Annotated in this window: 21 protein-coding genes and 3 pseudogenes; 11 read left to right on the forward strand and 13 right to left on the reverse strand. The window is 24.0% G+C overall.

The window, feature by feature from the left end; all coding sequences use genetic code 4:
• Positions 1 to 32 precede the first annotated feature (32 nt).
• The 7 genes and pseudogenes from rplS to AACL02_RS03930 all read right to left on the reverse strand — a co-directional run bounded on the left by rplS (position 33) and on the right by AACL02_RS03930 (position 4,807).
• Positions 33 to 398, reverse strand: a complete 366-nt coding sequence (gene rplS / locus AACL02_RS03900; protein ID WP_252319419.1) for a 50S ribosomal protein L19 — start codon at positions 396 to 398, stop codon at positions 33 to 35.
• Between the two features lie 3 nt (positions 399 to 401).
• Positions 402 to 1,163 (reverse strand): tRNA (guanosine(37)-N1)-methyltransferase TrmD, encoded by a 762-nt coding sequence (gene trmD / locus AACL02_RS03905; protein ID WP_281747932.1) that lies wholly within the window; start codon positions 1,161 to 1,163, stop codon positions 402 to 404.
• The gene (rimM, locus tag AACL02_RS03910; RefSeq protein ID WP_252319423.1) at positions 1,156 to 1,671 is read right to left on the reverse strand and encodes a ribosome maturation factor RimM; all 516 of its coding nucleotides are present in this window, start codon (positions 1,669 to 1,671) and stop codon (positions 1,156 to 1,158) included. The genes trmD and rimM overlap by 8 nt, the downstream gene beginning before the upstream one ends.
• 1 nt (position 1,672) lies before the next feature.
• Positions 1,673 to 1,912: a KH domain-containing protein gene (locus AACL02_RS03915; RefSeq protein ID WP_338962636.1), complete on the reverse strand. Its 240-nt coding sequence runs from the start codon at positions 1,910 to 1,912 to the stop codon at positions 1,673 to 1,675.
• A gap of 142 nt (positions 1,913 to 2,054) precedes the next feature.
• Positions 2,055 to 2,318, reverse strand: a pseudogene (gene rpsP / locus AACL02_RS03920) (30S ribosomal protein S16); the annotation flags it as partial.
• 260 nt (positions 2,319 to 2,578) lie between these two features.
• A complete protein-coding gene (locus AACL02_RS03925) occupies positions 2,579 to 3,451 on the reverse strand; it encodes a hypothetical protein (RefSeq protein WP_339042864.1) in 873 nt (290 codons plus the stop codon).
• Positions 3,452 to 3,985: 534 nt separating this feature from the next.
• Complete coding sequence (locus AACL02_RS03930) at positions 3,986 to 4,807, reverse strand: IS1595 family transposase (protein ID WP_339040848.1); 822 nt, start codon at positions 4,805 to 4,807, stop codon at positions 3,986 to 3,988.
• On the opposite strand from AACL02_RS03930, the gene AACL02_RS03935 reads away from it, so the two are divergent.
• The 3 genes from AACL02_RS03935 to AACL02_RS03945 all read left to right on the forward strand — a co-directional run bounded on the left by AACL02_RS03935 (position 4,753) and on the right by AACL02_RS03945 (position 7,569).
• Entirely contained in the window at positions 4,753 to 4,884 is a 132-nt protein-coding gene (locus AACL02_RS03935; RefSeq protein ID WP_339042865.1) for a hypothetical protein, read from the forward strand. The genes AACL02_RS03930 and AACL02_RS03935 overlap by 55 nt on opposite strands.
• Positions 4,885 to 5,466: 582 nt before the next feature.
• Positions 5,467 to 6,444 carry a hypothetical protein gene (locus AACL02_RS03940; RefSeq protein ID WP_338974992.1) on the forward strand — a complete coding sequence of 326 codons (978 nt, stop codon included), beginning with the start codon at positions 5,467 to 5,469 and terminating at the stop codon, positions 6,442 to 6,444.
• A 174-nt stretch (positions 6,445 to 6,618) separates the two neighbouring features.
• A complete protein-coding gene (locus tag AACL02_RS03945) occupies positions 6,619 to 7,569 on the forward strand; it encodes an IS30 family transposase (RefSeq protein ID WP_339040235.1) in 951 nt (316 codons plus the stop codon).
• Between the two features lie 122 nt (positions 7,570 to 7,691).
• On the opposite strand, the gene AACL02_RS03950 is transcribed toward AACL02_RS03945, so the two are convergent.
• Positions 7,692 to 8,513, reverse strand: coding sequence for an IS1595 family transposase (locus AACL02_RS03950; protein ID WP_281748407.1), 822 nt, complete (start codon positions 8,511 to 8,513; stop codon positions 7,692 to 7,694).
• Between AACL02_RS03950 and AACL02_RS03955 the strand changes: the two genes are divergently transcribed.
• From AACL02_RS03955 to AACL02_RS03980, 6 genes are all read left to right on the forward strand, one after another.
• Positions 8,459 to 8,680: a hypothetical protein gene (locus AACL02_RS03955; protein WP_339042866.1), complete on the forward strand. Its 222-nt coding sequence runs from the start codon at positions 8,459 to 8,461 to the stop codon at positions 8,678 to 8,680. The genes AACL02_RS03950 and AACL02_RS03955 overlap by 55 nt on opposite strands.
• 1,023 nt (positions 8,681 to 9,703) lie before the next feature.
• Entirely contained in the window at positions 9,704 to 10,879 is a 1,176-nt protein-coding gene (gene nusA, locus AACL02_RS03960) for a transcription termination factor NusA (protein ID WP_339042867.1), read from the forward strand.
• Positions 10,880 to 10,897: 18 nt separating this feature from the next.
• Positions 10,898 to 11,188: an RNase P modulator RnpM gene (rnpM, locus tag AACL02_RS03965; protein ID WP_338977889.1), complete on the forward strand. Its 291-nt coding sequence runs from the start codon at positions 10,898 to 10,900 to the stop codon at positions 11,186 to 11,188.
• 27 nt (positions 11,189 to 11,215) lie between these two features.
• Positions 11,216 to 13,045, forward strand: coding sequence for a translation initiation factor IF-2 (gene infB, locus AACL02_RS03970; RefSeq protein ID WP_339042868.1), 1,830 nt, complete (start codon positions 11,216 to 11,218; stop codon positions 13,043 to 13,045).
• 1 nt (position 13,046) lies between these two features.
• Positions 13,047 to 13,406 (forward strand): 30S ribosome-binding factor RbfA, encoded by a 360-nt coding sequence (gene rbfA, locus AACL02_RS03975; protein ID WP_281747920.1) that lies wholly within the window; start codon positions 13,047 to 13,049, stop codon positions 13,404 to 13,406.
• Positions 13,407 to 13,501: 95 nt separating this feature from the next.
• On the forward strand, positions 13,502 to 13,717 hold the full coding sequence (locus AACL02_RS03980) for an agmatine deiminase family protein (RefSeq protein WP_339042869.1): 216 nt from the start codon (positions 13,502 to 13,504) through the stop codon (positions 13,715 to 13,717).
• Between the two features lie 2 nt (positions 13,718 to 13,719).
• On the opposite strand, the gene AACL02_RS03985 is transcribed toward AACL02_RS03980, so the two are convergent.
• A protein-coding gene (locus AACL02_RS03985; protein ID WP_339040653.1) for an IS3 family transposase occupies positions 13,720 to 14,837 on the reverse strand; the annotation gives its coding sequence in 2 pieces (ribosomal slippage) (positions 13,720 to 14,594 and positions 14,594 to 14,837; 1,119 coding nt in all).
• 61 nt (positions 14,838 to 14,898) lie between these two features.
• Here AACL02_RS03985 and AACL02_RS03990 point away from each other — a divergent pair.
• Positions 14,899 to 15,228 (forward strand): annotated as a pseudogene (locus AACL02_RS03990) (transposase); the annotation flags it as partial.
• 40 nt (positions 15,229 to 15,268) lie between these two features.
• On the opposite strand, the pseudogene AACL02_RS03995 reads toward AACL02_RS03990, so the two are convergent.
• The 4 genes and pseudogenes from AACL02_RS03995 to AACL02_RS04010 form a co-directional block, all read right to left on the reverse strand.
• A pseudogene (locus AACL02_RS03995) lies at positions 15,269 to 15,505 on the reverse strand (transposase); the annotation flags it as partial.
• A 94-nt stretch (positions 15,506 to 15,599) separates the two neighbouring features.
• Positions 15,600 to 15,980 carry a hypothetical protein gene (locus AACL02_RS04000; RefSeq protein WP_339042871.1) on the reverse strand — a complete coding sequence of 127 codons (381 nt, stop codon included), beginning with the start codon at positions 15,978 to 15,980 and terminating at the stop codon, positions 15,600 to 15,602.
• A 192-nt stretch (positions 15,981 to 16,172) separates the two neighbouring features.
• Entirely contained in the window at positions 16,173 to 16,688 is a 516-nt protein-coding gene (locus AACL02_RS04005; RefSeq protein ID WP_252320024.1) for a hypothetical protein, read from the reverse strand.
• A gap of 69 nt (positions 16,689 to 16,757) precedes the next feature.
• Entirely contained in the window at positions 16,758 to 17,135 is a 378-nt protein-coding gene (locus AACL02_RS04010) for a hypothetical protein (protein WP_339042872.1), read from the reverse strand.
• Positions 17,136 to 17,525: 390 nt separating this feature from the next.
• On the opposite strand from AACL02_RS04010, the gene AACL02_RS04015 reads away from it, so the two are divergent.
• Positions 17,526 to 18,884, forward strand: a complete 1,359-nt coding sequence (locus tag AACL02_RS04015) for a DEAD/DEAH box helicase (protein WP_339042873.1) — start codon at positions 17,526 to 17,528, stop codon at positions 18,882 to 18,884.
• The last annotated feature ends 19 nt before the right edge of the window (positions 18,885 to 18,903 follow it).

Genomic DNA, 18,903 nt, shown 5'->3' on the forward strand with positions numbered 1-18,903 from the left:
CACCATTGATTTTAATAACGGTGGTTTAATTATTATTTAACAGGTTTTACTGTTTTAATTTCTTTAATTCTAGCAGCTTTACCGCTTAATTTACGTAAGTAGAAAATACGTGCTCTTCTTACTTTACCCTTACGAATAACATTAATTTTATCAATTAATGGTGAATGTAAAGCAAATGTTTTTTCGACACCTTTACCACCAACAGTTTTACGAACAATAACATTTTGCGTAATTCCTGAACCTTTGCGAGCAATAACTACCCCTTCAAACATTTGAATACGTTCTTTTTTTTCTTCTTTAATTTTAGAAAATACTTGGATTGTATCTCCAGATTTAAAATTAGGAAGATTATGATTTAGTTGACTTTCACTAACTAATTTAATAATTGCATTTTGCATGTTTTATTTCTCCTTTCGTTTATTTTTTTTAAGTGAAGATTTATATTCTTCAATTATTATTTTATCTTTTGCAGATAATTGATATTTTTTAAATAAATCAATTCTTTTTTTATAAGTATTAATTAATGCTTGTTGATGACGATATTCTGCTATCTTTTCATGGTGACCACCAATTAGAACCTCTGGAACTTTCATACCTAATACTTCTTCTGGTCTTGTATATGTTGGATAATCCAATAATGAATTATTAAAAGAATCATTAAGATGAGATTGATGTTGAATAACATTAGGAATTAACCTAGTAATACAATCAATAATAACCATTGCTGGTAATTCACCACCAGTTAATACATAATCACCAATTGAAATCTCTTCATCAATATAAGACATAATGCGTTCATCAATACCTTCGTAATGACCACAAACTAAAATATAATTAATATTTTTTTGATTATATTTATAAGCTAATTGTTGATTTCATTGTTGACCTTGTGGACTAAGTAAAATTGTTTTAGCCTCAGGATATTTAAGTTTTACGCTATTAATAGCATTAATTACTGGCATTGCTTGTAAAACCATACCATTGCCACCACCATAAGGAGCATCATCAACTTGTTGGTGTTTATTATTAGCAAAATTTCTAATATCAATAATATCAATGCTAATTTGTTTTTTAGTAATAGCTCGTTTGATAATTGATGTTTGCATAAAATCATTAAAAGCATTGGGAAATAAAGTTATAATTGTGAATTGGTTTTTAGTCATTATTAATTAATCCTTCAATAATATTAAAATAAACTTTTTGTTCTTCTTTATTAATTTTATTAATAAATACTTTATTATTAGGAATAAAAAAGGTTTTTTTATTAGTCATTTTTATTTCTCATAAACCTTGATGATTATTATCTAAGAAAGCAATAACTTTTCCTAAAAAAGCATTATTATTAGCATCAAATGCTTCATAATTTAGAATATCTTCATAAAATCAAGGTAAGTTGTCATTAATTATTTCTTCAGTATTAATAACTAAATTTTTATTTTTCATACCTTCTACTAACTCAATAGTATTATAATTTTCAAATGTTAATAATAAAAACTGCTTATGATTTCTTACTCTTGAAATAATTAAAGGTGTTAGTTGTTTAGTTTCTTCTAAATAAACTGTTGTTTTTTCTTTTCATGAAAATTTATTACCATAATAATTACATAAAACCTTAACTTCACCAATAAGACCATGAGTATTAACAATAGTACCTAATTCTAAATATTTCATCTTAAAACTCATTAATTACTAATTTAATAGTATTATTTTCTAAATATGCTTTACTTTCAATAATTGTTGATAATGCACGAATAGTATTTCCTTTTTTACCAATCAATACTGATATTAATGATTTTGGTACCATTAATATTAAATCATAGTGATTTTTTTCTACTAATTCGCGAATCTCAACTTCACAAATTTTATCAAGTAAAATTGGTTCAATTAAATGTTCTAACAATGTTACATACATATTAATTAATCACTTCTAGCATATTTTAATATTAAGTAGCAGGTGCTTCTTCTTTTTTAATAGAATTAGTAGTAGCAGTTTTTTTATTTTTTACAGTAACTTTTTTTGTTATTTTTTTAGGTTTGCTACTTTTTCTCTCTTGTCTTAAATTATGAAATTTAGTCATAATTCCTTCTGTTGATAATAAACTACGAACAGTTTCTGTTGGTTGAGCACCATTTGATAAAAATTTTAATGCTTTTACTTCATCGATAGTTACTTGTTTTTCTTTGCTTGTTGGATTATAAGTACCTAATTTATCAATATATCTACCATTAAGTTTTGTTCTTGCATCAATCGCAACAATTCTGTAACTAGGTTTCACTGATTTACTTTTTCCTGTTGGTATTAAGCGTAATTTAACCATAAATTACCTCCTTCTATTAATTTGTGGCAAATAAACCTTTTTAATAATATCTTATTCACATAATGATGTCAAGTTAAAATACTTAACAGATAAAAATATTTTAAAATAATAATTTCTTTATTTTTACTAAGTTACATATTTTTTCTAAATAAATAAGTTTTTTTATTAAAAACACTTACTGATATAAGTATTTAAATAATTTATTTATTAATATTTAATTATTAAAATAATTGTTAATTTTAATAAATACATTTATCTATTTATATTTTTGGCAAAATTGGTTTACTAAAAATACTGGTTGATTGAGAACTTACATCATCATCATTAATAAATGGATTTAATTTTTCTGGATAAGAAGATTCTTCACTATCGCTACTTGCATTTGAGTCAAAACCACTATCTTGTGAACAAAATGACCTTCTTTTTTTACTTAGTACTTCAATTGCTTCCTCTGCAATTTCACATTCAGGTTCATTATTAGTTTTTTCACTGAGCATTTTTTTAAATTCTTCTTCTAAAATGTCAACTTCTGCAAGAACACTAGTTATTTCAAACATATTTTTCTTTAGTTTTTCAATCAAAATAGTAGTTTTTTCTTCTTTTAGTTTTTCATTTTCTAATTCTTTCGCTTTTATCAATTCTTCATTATTAATTTTATAATTTTCTAATTCTTCTTGTTGAACTGTTATTTTTTTATTTCAATCTCAAAAACCAAAAGTAATAATTTTTAAAAAATTATTTTTTCATTTACTAATTTTTTTATTATTTAAACTTGTAATAATATTACTATATTTATTATTGACTACTAAACAATTATCAATAGTTTGTTGATTTTGATCTAAAATTTTGGCAATTTGTTCTATTTCATATTTATAATTTTCCTGATATTTTTTCTTAGTTTTTATTATTTCTTCTTTTAAAAAAATAAAAAAATTATTATATTTTTGTTCTTCTTCTATAGTTATATTAAATAATGAAAAAATATTGTTTAATTTTTCAATTAATTCATTATATATTTCTATATTTTCTCTTATTTCATGATAATAATATTGTTGCATCAAATCTATACTATTAATATTATTTGTATTTAAACTTTTTATAAACTTATTTATATTAACTAAATCATTTATCATTCTTCTTTACCTCTTATTTTTTTTATTAATAAACCCATTTACTTAAAAAAGCAATGGATAAAAAACTTATATTAAACTTAATAATTATATTGTACATATTATTTTTTGTTTTACAAAATTTATTTATTTTTCATAAAATTAGTTTTTTATTCTTATTAAAGTCAAAATACTACGATTTTAATAATCTATTTTATAATTAATTTATAGTAAAAAATGATTTTAACCAATAATTATCGCTAATACTAAAGTTTTTTTTACAATTAATAATAATTTCCAAAAAGAAGAAGTTTCAAATATTATGTTTTAGAATAAGAATACAAGATTCACACTATCACATCTTGTCCCATAAGTGTTTAACTAAGTTTTTGATTATAAAATTAATATTTAAAAAATTAGAAAAAATATAAAAGTTTATAAAAAACTTGCATAACAAATTATACTTATTTAAAAATGGCTTTTCTCCCTTTATGTACTATTTTAATTTTATCACATAAATGCTGAGAAAAGCCTATCTACGGACTTCTCCCCACATTTTTAAATCAAACATAGAATTACAGTTTCAAAACTAGGTATCTTGTTGAATTTATATGCAGCTTCTTTAGCATATAAATGAACATGATGTTTTGCAACTTTGATATGTGTTTTAAATGTTCTTCTTATATGTTTTCAAACTGATTCAATTTGGTTGGTATTTACACCAATTTTTGAAACATAGCCATCTTGATGGTTAACTGTTTCATGCTTAGTGAAAACTGATTTAAAATCGCAATATCCTTTTCAAGAATCAGTATATACAAGACATTTTGAAGAAATGTGGTTTTTTGCAAACTGCAAAAGATTTTTACTCTTTGCGTTTTTCAATACTTTCACAATTAAATTATTGGTTGTTTTTTGATAAATGCCAACAATCAAGGTTTTATTCACCAAGGATCTTCCTTGTTTTTTAAAACCGATATGTGAAAGATACATTTCATCAATTTGCACTGTACCTTCAACAATAAATTGAGGTTTTTGTTTTGCAATACGTGTTCTGATTTTATGAGTCATTCTTCAAGCAGTTTTCAAAGTCACTCCCAATTCTTTTGCAATATCTGTTGATGGAATTCCATGTTTGGTGTTTATTCATCTAAAGATAAGATAAAACCAAGATGTTAAAGATGTTTGTGACCTTGAAAATATGGTGCCTGTGAGAATGCTAAATGTTTGATTACATTTTAAACATCTCATTCTTTTTAAATCAGAAGTATTCAAATTAAAATTAAAACACCTAATACATTTGTTTTCTTTCAAATTTGCTATATATGCAAGACATTGCTGTTCAGTTTGAAAAGCATTGTTGAATTCATTCAGTTTCATTATTCCCTCCACAAGTACATGTGGGGAGAAGTCCGTTAAAAATTATTAGACTCCCTTGTATAAAGAATTTGAGATAAAATATTAGCATTACTTCAATTTTAAAGTATATGTTGATGTTATATAAATATAATAATAATAACCTACTTTAAAATCATTAAATAATTTTAAAAATAACATTTTAGAATTTAAAGTTAATAATATTTTTTAACTTGTTTAAAAAAATATGGCTTTTCTCCCTTTATGTACTATTTTAATTTTATCACATAAATGCTGAGAAAAGCCTTAAATTATTAAAACTACAAAAAAAGAAAGTTAGGTGCCAAATAATGTTAATTAATATAACAACTAATAATTGCATCATTAAAATAGAGTTTTTTATTTCAATGTTTCATTGATGCAAACTTAACTATTGAACAAAAAAAATACATCTGATTATCTAATGATTTAAAAAATTTTTAAATATTTTTTCAAGTCATTTAAAAAACTAAAGTTAATAGTCATTTTTTAACTTGTTTAAAAAAATATTAAAATTGGTAATTTTTACTAAAATTTAAAAAAAGTCATTTATAATGATAGAATATTAAAGAAAATAGTTGACCTTAAAACACTTTTTAATTAAATTATTAAAACTACAAAAAAAGAAAGTTAGGTGCCAAATAATGTTAATTAACAAAACAGCTGATGAGTGTATCATTGAAACTGGCGGTGCTTTATTCCAATGTTTCGTTGATACAAATTTAACTGTTGATCAAAAAAAAATGTGTATAAATTGAATTGTTTTATTTTTAAACTATCAAGATGCAGTTATTCTTTGTGATGAAGAAAAAATTAATAGTTTACAAAAAGAACTTTCAGAAACATTCACAACAGATTATTATAAAAATGCTTTAAAAGAATTTAATAATGCAAATCTTATATATAAAAAAACTATACTTACCAATTTTAAAAACGTATGTTTGGAAAATACTTCACAAGATATTATTAATATTATCACTCAATTCCATCAGTCATTTATTAAAACAATAGATGAACATAAAAAATCACTTACCTTTTTGAATTTAAATAAAATATATGAAAATCTTTTATTATTATTTTTTATAATTCACTACCATTTAGGCTATCAATTTAAACAAGAATTAATTCCAATCATTAGAAGTTTCACTAATATGATTAAAATTCCTATTTATATTGAACAAAATGATAGTCATGTTAAAATGTTATTAATGAAAAAAATTTTGCAAGATAATGAACAATTATTTGAAGATCTTGAATTAATTCAATTGAGAAATTTTATTCATAGTTTAGATGATATATTTGCTAATGGTCTTAATATTAGTAGTGCCATTGAAAAATTAATATTAACTAGACCACATAAAATAAAACATTCAATGAATATGTTATTTAAAAAACACGGTATTAAACTACAAGAAATACTTTGAAAAAATAACAAAGAAAGTAATCCTACCATTGGTAATATGATTATGCACTTATTTGCTTATGAAACATATTATGTGCAAAGAAATCACAACTATGAAACATATGAACAACTAGTATTAAATAATGTTTTAACAGATCCTCTTTTTCAAAAAATATTTGTTGAATATAAAACAAAAAATCAAATTAATAAGGTTATTTAAAAATAATAATTACTTTAATTTTCTAAGTAAAAAATTAAAGTAATTTTTTTACACTTTTTTATACAAATGCTGAATTATACTTGTAAGTGCAAGTAAATAAAATTGCAAAAAAATTCTCATATAAAAATTTCATAATGCTAAATTTATTTTATAAAAAAAGTAAGGAGTTTTTATATGAGTTATAAACATCTTGGCGTAGATGAAAGAATTTATATTGAGAATCAATTGAAATTTAAAGTTAAAATTAGTGAAATAGCTAAAAATCTTAATCGAAATATTAGTACTATTATTCGAGAAATTAATAGAAATCAAGATAATAGTAATTATTTTTCATTGATTGCACAAAATAAAGCTGAAAATAGAAAACAATCACATATTTTTTTTCATAAGTTTAAAAATAAAGATTTAGTAAAATATGTGCAACAAAAACTATTATTAGGCTGATCACCTGAACAAATTTATGGCAGAATTAAAAATTTTCATAAACAATGAGTTATTAGTTTTAAAACAATTTACAATTGAATTTATTCTGGATTGCTTGATCAAGTTACTAGTAAAAATTTAAGAAGAAAAGGCAAAAAACGCAAATCTCAAGAAAATCGTGGCAAATTCAATAGCAAATCAATTAAAGAAAGAGATCTTAATATTAATGATCGTATAACACTTGGTCATTGAGAAGGAGATACTATAGTATCATCACGAGGCAAAAGTAAAAAATGTTTAATAACTTTAGTTGAAAGAGTATCACGATTTACTTTAGCAATATTAGTTAAAAACAGAACTACTAAAGTTATTAACAAAAATATTAGCCATTATTTATCAATTCTTCCTAAAAATATTGTTAAAACCATTACTTTTGATCGTGGTAAAGAATTTTCAAATTGACAACAACTTGAAAAAAATTTAGATGTGAAAATTTATTTTGCAAATCCATATTCACCTTGACAAAGAGGTACTAATGAAAATACTAATGGTTTAATTAGAGAAAAATTTCCTAAAAAATTTAATTTTTCAAAAACTTGTAAAAATGAAGTTCATAAATTTATATTGTCTTTAAACCAAAGACCAAGAAAAATACTAAATTATCTTTCACCGATAGAATATTTGGATAGAAAAATAATTTAGTTGCACTTACCTTTACAATTTAGCAAATTAAAAAAAATAATGCTTTTCTCTCTTTATGTAATATTTTAATTTTATCACATAAATGCTGAGAAAAGCCTATCTACGGACTTCTCCCCACATTTTTAAATCAAACATAGAATTACAGTTTCAAAACTAGGTATCTTGTTGAATTTATATGCAGCTTCTTTAGCATATAAATGAACATGATGTTTTGCAACTTTGATATGTGTTTTAAATGTTCTTCTTATATGTTTTCAAACTGATTCAATTTGGTTGGTATTTACACCAATTTTTGAAACATAGCCATCTTGATGGTTAACTGTTTCATGCTTAGTGAAAACTGATTTAAAATCGCAATATCCTTTTCAAGAATCAGTATATACAAGACATTTTGAAGAAATGTGGTTTTTTGCAAACTGCAAAAGATTTTTACTCTTTGCGTTTTTCAATACTTTCACAATTAAATTATTGGTTGTTTTTTGATAAATGCCAACAATCAAGGTTTTATTCACCAAGGATCTTCCTTGTTTTTTAAAACCCATATGTGAAAGATACATTTCATCAATTTGCACTGTACCTTCAACAATAAATTGAGGTTTTTGTTTTGCAATACGTGTTCTGATTTTATGAGTCATTCTTCAAGCAGTTTTCAAAGTCACTCCCAATTCTTTTGCAATATCTGTTGATGGAATTCCATGTTTGGTGTTTATTCATCTAAAGATAAGATAAAACCAAGATGTTAAAGATGTTTGTGACCTTGAAAATATGGTGCCTGTGAGAATGCTAAATGTTTGATTACATTTTAAACATCTCATTCTTTTTAAATCAGAAGTATTCAAATTAAAACTAAAACACCTAATACATTTGTTTTCTTTCAAATTTGCTATATATGCAAGACATTGCTGTTCAGTTTGAAAAGCATTGTTGAATTCATTCAGTTTCATTATTCCCTCCACAAGTACATGTGGGGAGAAGTCCGAAACATAAATCAAAATATATATTATTTTTTTTATATCTAATCTTGATATTTAAAAATATTTATATTTTTAAATATCATTATAAAATTAACTTGTCACTACTATTGGTTTTTTCTCCAAAGTGACATAATTAACATTTTTTTATATTGAAAGGAACAATAATAAAATGTCAACAAATAAATATGATTTTGATATTGAAAAAGATAAAAATTGAGAACAAGCAGTGAAATGTAAAGAAAATATTTGGGCGTTTGTCAAAGTTACGAAATAATTAATTATCATATTAGTAACTTATTTCCGAAATTACCATTTAAAAATGATGATAGACAAATTAAATTCTCTTTTACCCTTAAATTTATATTCGACGTATTTTAAAAAATATAAATTTAAAAAAATTATTCTCAAAGGAAAAAGACAAGAAATAATCTTGTCTTTTTTTGTGTAATTGTAAAATTTTAAAATTTTTATTATTAACATCCTTTAAATATCTACTACACGCAGTGACCAAGTAGGAGAAAGTTAATAATTAATAACCCTCTTTAACGCTATTATCAACACGTGTTAGGGAACTAAAAAAGTGAACTACAACACAGTTGTTAAAAATAGTAGCTAGAACATGTGGACTTGCATGGATAAATAAAAAGTGGAGTGATACCTAATAAAATATACTAACCATTTAATGGTAATTCTTGGGGTGGGAGCGAATTGGAAACTAGTATATATAAACCTGTTGTAGGGACCTATTGTATTAATTCTATTCTTTATTTAACCAACCTTGCCACTCCCCAGTGAGCAAGTGTTGGTTTTATTTTTTATTTTTTTTTGAAAAATTTTTTTGGGCGAGAAAATAAATTTCAAACTTGTAAAAAAAATTGAGCGATGCCGGTTCAATTAATTTCTTTGTTCACTTGTCTATGTAATTAGTGTCCAATAAAGTGTAACCCATCCACTTTAATAAATTTCTATTGTTTTCAAATTAATAATATTGTATAATGAACAATGAATTAGAATTATAGCAAGACAGCTACCAGCTGTCTTTATTATTTCTAGTGTAATATATTTTTTTATTTAAGTATATTTTCATTTTGAAATAAATCTATTTCAAATACTATTAAATAATAAACAACAATGTTTATAAAAAACAAGGAGGAGAAAAAGTGGACAAAGAAATTAGTCAAATCATTTTAAATGCCATAAATGAAATTGCTGAAGAAAAACAAATAGCAAAAGAAGATATCATTGAAGCTTTAAAAGAAGGACTAAAAAAAGCATATGAATATCAAAGTAATCGTGATGATAGTACAAATATCAGAATTGAAATTGATCAAAATAAAGGTACTATTAAAATTTTAAAGGATTTAATTGTTGTTCCAAAAGTTGAAGATCCTGAATTAGAAATTGCACTTTCAACTATTAAAACAAAGAATCCCGGCTTAACAATTGGTGATACATATACGCAAATAATTCCTAGTGATCAATTCTCTCGTTTATCAATTTTTAAAGCCATTCAAGTAGTTAAACAATCAATTCGTGAAGCAGAAAAAACATCAATTTATGATGAATTTATTGATAAAAAAGATCACATATTAATTGGTACTATTGAAAGCGTTGAAGAAACTTATATGTTAATTAAAATTGGTAGAGCCTATGCTTTCTTACCAAAACAAAATCAAATCCCTAGTGAGATCTTACCAAAAAATAAACCAATCGCTAATAATACTTATATCAAATTTTATGTTGAAGATATTATTAAAAATAAAAACTATGGTCAAATTTTAGCATCAAGAACTCACGTTAATTTTTTACGTTGTTTACTAGAATTAGAAGTTCCTGAAATCGCACAAGGTGTAATCGAAGTTAAAGATATTGCTCGTATTACTGGAATTAGAGCTAAGGTTGCAATTGTTAGTCATGATCCAAGCATTGATGGGATTGGTGCATGTATTGGCCCAAAAGGCGAAAGAACAAAACTAATTACGCAAGAATTAAGTGGCGAAAAAATTGACATTATTGCCTGAAATCCTAATATAAAAAAATATATAATTAACGCTTTAACACCAGCTAAAGTTATTTCAATTGATATTAATGAAGAAGAAAAACAAGCAAATATTATTGTTCCTACTGAACAATTATCATTAGCTATTGGTAAAAATGGTATGGCTGCTAAATTAGTTGCCGGTGTAACTCACTGAAATATTAATATTACTTCATTAGAACAAGCAAAAGAAAATAATATTAAATTTACTTGAAATGGTAATATTAAAGAAAGTGAATATGAAAAGTTTATATCTGAATTACTAAAAAAAACACAATGAAAAAATAAAAATCAATAAACAATAAAGTAGGTCGTTATGAATAAAATACCTTTAATTCAACGTAAAAAAATACCAATGCGTAAATGTATAGTTACAAATACTATTTTACCTAAACGTGAATTAATTAGAATTGTTATTAATAAAGAAGGACAATTATTCATTGATAAAACTGGCAAACAAAATGGTCGAGGTGCCTACATCCAACCTAAACTTGAATTAATACCTTTGCTTATTAAAAAGCAGGCATTAGAACGAGCATTAAAAACAAAAATTCCAAATGAATTTTATGAACAATTAATTAATGAAATTAAAAAAAATTGAGATTAATTTTCCCAAGCGAAAGGCAGGATGCAAATGGCAAAAAAACGAATATCTCAACAAACACAAAATATTAATCAACAACTAAAACAAAAAACATCTCAAATTAATGAAAAAGGAGTATTTTTATATAACGAACCATTAACTATTTCAGAATTTGCTAAAGCATTGCATCATCCAGTAACTGACATTATTAAATACTTCATGAAACAAGGCAAACTATTTAATCAAAATCAAATATTAACTCAAGAATTAATGCTTGAACTTTGTTTGGAATGAAATATTGATTTTGAAAAAGCTAAAGTGGTAACATATGAAAACTTATTAGAAAATATTAATCTCGAAGATGATAAAAAAAATTTAGTAACTCGACCACCTGTTGTTACAATTATGGGCCACGTTGATCATGGAAAAACAACACTATTAGATACTATCCGTAATTCTAAAGTTACTAATCAAGAACACGGTGGTATTACTCAACATATTGGTGCTTATCAAATTAAAACTAATAATAAATTAATTACTTTTATTGATACCCCAGGTCACGAAGCATTTACTGAAATGCGTTCACGTGGTTCTAAAATTACTGATATTGTTGTTTTAGTAGTTGCTGGTGATGATGGTGTGATGCCACAAACTCGTGAAGCAATTGACCATGCAAAAGTAGCTGGTGTTTCAATTATTGTTTTTGTTAATAAAATGGATAAACCAAATGTTAATACTGATCGCATTATGAATGAACTAGCTAATTGTGATTTAACTAGTGAAGAATGAGGTGGCGATATTATTTTTGTTTATGGTAGTGCTTTAAAAAATCAAGGAATTGATGAATTATTAGAATCAATATTAGTAATTGCTGAATTAAAAGAACTAAATGCTAATCCAAATCGATTTGCTAATGGAACTGTTATCGAATCTCATCATGATAAAAATGTTGGTTCAATTTGTACTTTATTAATACAAGGTGGAACACTAAAAGTTACTGATATTGTAGTTGCGGGTAGTGTTAAAGGAAAAATTAAACGCCTTATTAATGATACTGGTAAAATAATTACTAAAGCCGGACCTTCAATGCCTGTTCAAGTTTTAGGATTTGAAACAGCCCCTACTCCTGGTGAATCTTTTATTGTTTTTAATGATGATAAATTAGCAAGAAAAGTAGCACTAGTACGCCAAACAGAAGAAACAAATAAAATTAGAAATAATCGACAAATTAGTTTAGGTAATTTAACACAAGATGTTGCTACAGGTGAATTAAAACAAATTAATGTTATTTTACGAGCAGATACTCAAGGTTCAGTGCAAGCAATCGTTCAAGCAGTAAATAAAATTAATGTTAATGATATTACTGTTAAGTTTATTAGAGCAACTATTGGTGGTATTAGTGAATCAGATATTAAACTTGCTCAAACTTCACGAAGTATTATTTATGGTTTCAATGTTCGCCCCAATCATGTTATTCGTGAAGCTGCTAACAATGCCGGTGTTGAAATTAGATTACATAATATCATTTATAAAATAACTGAAGAATTAGAATTGGCTGCTAAAGGTTTATTAGAACCAACTTATGAAGATAAAATTATTGGTCAAGCACGAGTTATTAAAACTTTTCATTTTTCAAAAGTAGGAACAATTGCTGGTTGTGTTGTCATTAATGGTTTCATTCAACGTAATAGCAAAGTTCATATCATTCGTGATGATGTTGTTATTTATAACGGTGAAATCAGTGGTTTAAAACATGAAAAAAATGATTTAAAAATTGCTAAAAAAGAAACTCAATGCGGTATTACTATTAAAAATTTTAATGACTTAAAAGAAAATGATATTATTGAATCATATTTAGTAGAAGAAGTGGAGACAAAATAGTATGTCTATCATTAAATTTGAACAACAAGAAAGTTTCTTAAAAAAAGAAATTACTAATATATTAAAAAAAGAATCAAAAAATATTCTTTTCAAAGATATCACTATTACTAATGTAAAAATAACAAAAGATAACAGTTATGCTACCATTTATTGAACAGTTTACTTAGATAATTTAGATATTAAAACCATTAGTACTGCTTTAGAAAAAGCGAAAGGTTTTTGTCGAAGCGCACTTGCTAAAACAAGTAATAAATATAAAGTTCCAGAATTACGCTTTAAATATGATAATACCAACACTAGAGTTAAAAACATTGAAGAAATATTAAAAAATATCAAAAATAATAATTCTTCAAATGAATAAAAAAATAAAATTATTAGTATAATAAAAAAAGGAATCATCAATAAAATAAGGGAATTATTCAGTAGCTACTAAGTAAGAAAGGAAAGCTACTATTAATGGCACAAAAAATTTATTCAACACCAAATAGTGATGATTTTTATGTTATTCCTGAATTTTTAGAACATCAACAATGTTGAATGGTATGACCAGAAAGAACCGATAATTGAAGATTAGGCGCTAAACCAGCACAAGAAAAAATAAGTAAACTTGCTAATATTATTAGTGAACATGAACATGTAAATATGATTGTTTGGAATGGCAACCCTTTTTAGGACTATTTTTTGGTAGACATTTGTTTTTGATAATTAACTGGAGTTAAGTAGTTTAAAGTGCTGTGAATTCTTATGTTGTTATATCAATTGATGTAATCAAATAATTCTAATTTTAATTGGATTAATGATGTAAAATTTTTATCATTAATAAATTCGGTTTTGAAAGTTTTAAAGGTTGCTTCAGCAACAGCGTTATCATAAGGACAACCTTTTTTGCTTAAAGAGCGATTAATATTGAATGCTAGTAAAAGTTTATCAATAATTTTATTATTAAATTCATTACCGCGATCACTATGAAATATTTGAATATCTTTTAAACAGCGATTTGAGTGCATAAATGCTTGATATACTAATGATGCATCTTTTTTAGTACCTACACTATGTCCAATTATTTCGCGGTTAAATAGGTCAATTAATAAACAAATATAGTTTCACTTACCATTTACTTGAACATAAGTTAAATCACTAACAATAACTTCATTTTTAACTCTATTATTAAAGTTTCTATCAACAAGATTGGTTATTTGACTATCATTGACTTTATTATGATTTTTGTATGATAATTTAGTGTATTTTGATATTAAATTATGTTTATTCATAATTTCTTTAATTTTTCGTCTTGATAAATAAATTTCTTGGTTTTCTAGAATGACTTTTAATCTTCTAGTACCATAAACTTCTTTATTTTCTTTAAAAGCACTAATAACAGCTTCATCATAAATATTATTTTTGATTTTATTTTCTTTTTTCTTTAAATTAAAATAATATGTTGATTTAGAGATTTTTAAAAAATGACACATTGTGCGAATTTTATATTTAACTTTATTTTTGACAATAATTTCTATTTTCTGCCTATTATTAGTGCTGCTTGCTTTAAAATATCATTTTCCATTCTTAATTGTTTTAATTCTTTTCTTAATTTAATTAATTCATTTTCTTCAACAGAACGATTATCTTTAGTTTTAAAACTACCTGAATTAGTAAATTGCTTAATTCAATTGTAAGTAGCTGCTCTTGTAACATTATATTCTTTAGCAAGGCAAGATACTGATTTGCCACTTTGATATAAAGCTACTATTTGTTTTTTAAATTCATCGGTATATGAGTTAATATTGGCCATAATTATAGTTCCTTTCTTTGTTCACTTGTCTATGTAATTAGTGTCCAATAAAGTGTAACCCATCCAATCGTTTGAAAGTAAATGAAATAAAAAATATCCTCAAATTACTAAATCTTGATATAAAAATTGAGATAATTTAATGGTTTTTATTAGTTATCCAGTAGAAATCAAAAGAGTGATTTATACTACAAATGCTATTGAATCTGTTAATAGTCAATTACGAAAAATCATCAGAAATAAAAAAGTTTTTCCTAATGATATGGCAGTTTTCAAAATATTTTACTTGGCAATTGAAAATATAACAAAAAAATGAACATTGCCTATTCAAAATTGAAATACAGCAATTGCTCATTTTATGATAAAATTTGAAGATAGAATTAATCTAAACTAGTACTTTATAAAACAAAGATACACATATTATTAAAAAGCCTCAATTTTTTTGAAATTGTACCATTACGAGCATTTTCAGTAGTAGTATGTTTATTTTTTTCATATACTAAATAATTTTGCATTTCAGAATTCAACATTTTTTCAACTAATCTTTTTGTTAATTCTTTATATAAACCGCCAGGTTTAAAAACTGTTGTTAAATCTTCAGTATTTTCTAGTAATAAATCTACTGCTTTTGATATTGGATCATTATTATTAAAGTTATCTTTTTTAGCCATCTGTAACTCACTCTTTCTAGTCATTTAATTATATTTACTAGAATTAATTAAACATAGTTATTTTTGTAAGTTACACAGATTACTAAACATTTCCTTATTTTGCTATAAATTTATTATTAATTTTAGTTTTATGTTGGATTGATAAACTTATTTTATTTATTTCATCAATAAAATTATTATCTTTTTCTATATCTCAACCATTTTTTTGATCAATTTCTTTTGTTATTTTTTCCAATTCTATTTTGATTTCTTTTAAACTAGTTTTATTAATATTATTATTTAATCTTTTTTCAATATTTTGAATTTTTATATCAATTTCATAATATCAAGTGGTATCTACAACATTGCAAAGTGGTTCTTGTATTCAAGCATGGTACATTTTTCTTTCTTCAAATCCTTCTGGAAGTTTTATTTCTTCTTTAATTTCAGCAATTAATTTATATATAATTTTTATTTTTTTAACTTTACTATACATATCTTTTTATCTTCCTTTCAAAAAAATAAAAAACCCATATACTTTAAAAATTAAAATAATGAGTTGAAAACTTAAATTAAGTTTAAAAAATTATATCATAATATCTAGAATATTTGGTGTTAAATTTTTATACATATTTTTAAAATATAAAAAAATAGTTATAGATAAATAAAACTACTCAATTGAGTAGTTTTATTTATCTTCTTCAATTTTTACTGTCATTTCTTGATCATCAAAAACAAATTTAACTTTTTTATCATCTTTTTTATTAACAGCATCACTGGGTTTATCATTTTTTTTATTTTCAAATAAAGGTTTTGGTTTTTTCTTTAATTCTTTTTCATTTTTTAAATAATATTTTTGAACTATATCAAAAAGTTCATTATTTAAACTACCATCTTTATATCTCTTTTTAAATTTATAAAAATACTTATAACGCTTATCTAAAATTATTGATTTAATTTCATTAAAGAGTATAAAAGCATTTCTACTTGAAAATTTATAATTATTTTTACCTATTTTTACTAAATTATCACTTATAATATTATTTATTTTAAACTTAAATCTTTTTCTTTTAAAAAGAAAAATAACTAAAATAAAAATAAAAGTTAGCATTAATAATAATATTGATAATCCTATGATTATTCAGTCCTTTATTGAAAAATCTGATCAATTAACTAAAAACATTATATTTAAATTATTTTGCATATAAATAACCCCCTAAATTTTCTTAATATATAAATTTGCGTCATTTTATAAACAAGTTCTTCTTATCTTTTATTTTGGATAAATTACATTTAAAATTACACTTCCAATAACTAAATGGTCATCATAAGTCATTTCAACTGTTAAAGTAGTTGGTTTAATGTTCATATTATTATATTTTAAATTACCTAAAATAATTTTTTCTTTTATTAAATTTGATTGTGGATTACTTTCAATTAGTCTCTCTTTAATAACCTCCTTTACAGTTTCTGGACTTGTCATTTTCAATTTGTCTTCAGGTTTTAATTGCAGATTTGTTTTGTTTTTGAAAATTACTGCTAAAGTTTGTTTATTATCACTAATTGATGATTGTTTAGAGATCGAATCATTTGATTTTTTTTCTTCCTCTTCTTCTTCTTTTTCTCCTTCTGTTTCGGCAATAGCTGTCATACCACCAGCAATGGTGGCTCCAATTAAAGCTGCAGAGCCGATAAGACCAGCAATAATTTTTGTTGATTTCTTCTTCTTTTTCTTTTCTTATTCATCTTCTTCTGACATAAATTACAAACCTCTTTTCTAAGCCCTTAATTTTTTTCTAAGTTAATTTTACATGATTAAAAATAATCTATTGACATTTTACTTTTATTAGAGTAGAAATTTAAATAAACAATTAGTTGTATAAATTACTGATGTATTTTTTTATTTTTTGAAAATTAATAATCTTAAACATTAAAATAGTAATTATTATTACTTTTAATAAAGTTTTTTATCTTATTTTTTAAAGAACTTAGTAAAAATAAGATAAAATATTAATATTGCATTAAAGAAAAAGGTGAACGCATGTCATTTCAACAATTTAATTTACAACCATGACTAATTGAAAATTTAAAAAAAGAAAAACTAATTAATCCAACACCAGTCCAAACCGAAATTATTCCTTTAGCATTAACTAATAAAAACTTAATTATTAAAAGTGCTACTGGTAGTGGTAAAACTCATACTTATTTAATTCCAATTTTAAATAATTGTAATGTTACTTTAAAAGTAACACAAGCAGTTATTATTACACCTACTCGTGAACTTGCTCAACAAACGTTCAATTTTTTAAAAGCTTTAATCAAAGATCAAAATATTAGCATTGCTTGTTTAGTGGGTGGCAAAGATATTATTCGTCAAAGTAATAATTTAAGTAATAATCAACCACAAATTGTAATTGGAACTCCAACTAGATTAAAACGTTTATATGAACTTAATATGTTAGCAATTACTACTACTAACACTTTAGTTATTGATGAATGTGATATGTTATTTGATATGGGATTCATGGAAGATTTAGATTTTTTAATTACTAAAATGAATAAAAATACTCAAATTATGACTTTTTCAGCAACAATATTACCCCAACTAGTTACTTGATTAAAAAAATATATTACTAACGCTACTACAATTAGTATTGATAATAAATCTCAAAAAATTCAACATATTTTTATTAATCGTCATCATCAAGATAGTAAAAAACAACTACAATCATTATTAACAATGTTTGATCCTTATTTATGCTTAATTTTTGTTAATAACAAAGAAAATATTGAAGAAATTGCAAACGTCTTAATTGAAGAAAATAAAAAAGTAGCAATCTTACATGGTGGATTACCAGCACGAGAACGTTCTCAAACTTTTAAACGTATTAAAAATTTTGAATATCAATATGTTGTTTGTTCAGATATCGCAGCACGTGGTATTGATTTTGAAGGGGTATCTCATGTTATCTCTTTACAATTACCGACAAATAATCTAGAATATTATTTTCATCGAGCAGGGCGAACAGGACGAGCTAACTATTCAGGTATTTCTTATGTATTTTATGATAAGAGTGATAATTCTACTATTCATAAGTTAAAAAATTTAAATGTTCCAATAGAATACTATAAAATTAAAGATAATAAGTTACTACCAGAAATTAGTAATGACAACATCGTTGCTCATAAACGAAAAATAGAAAGAAATAAAGAAGAGCAATATGTTATTAATCGCTTTAAAAAAAATAAAAATGTAACTCCTGGTTATAAGAAAAAATTTAATAAAGATTTAGAAGCAATAAAAAAAGAAACAAGAAAACAACACATTAAAGCATCAATTAAGAAAATTAAAAAAACACAAGCAATTGCAAGAAGAAAAAAACTTTTTGATGAAAATTAATAATGAAAGAGGAAGCAAG

Source organism: Spiroplasma endosymbiont of Apeira syringaria, assembly GCF_964020205.1.
In the GTDB taxonomy this organism is placed as follows: domain Bacteria; phylum Bacillota_I; class Bacilli_A; order Mycoplasmatales; family VBWQ01; genus Spiroplasma_E; species Spiroplasma_E ixodetis_A.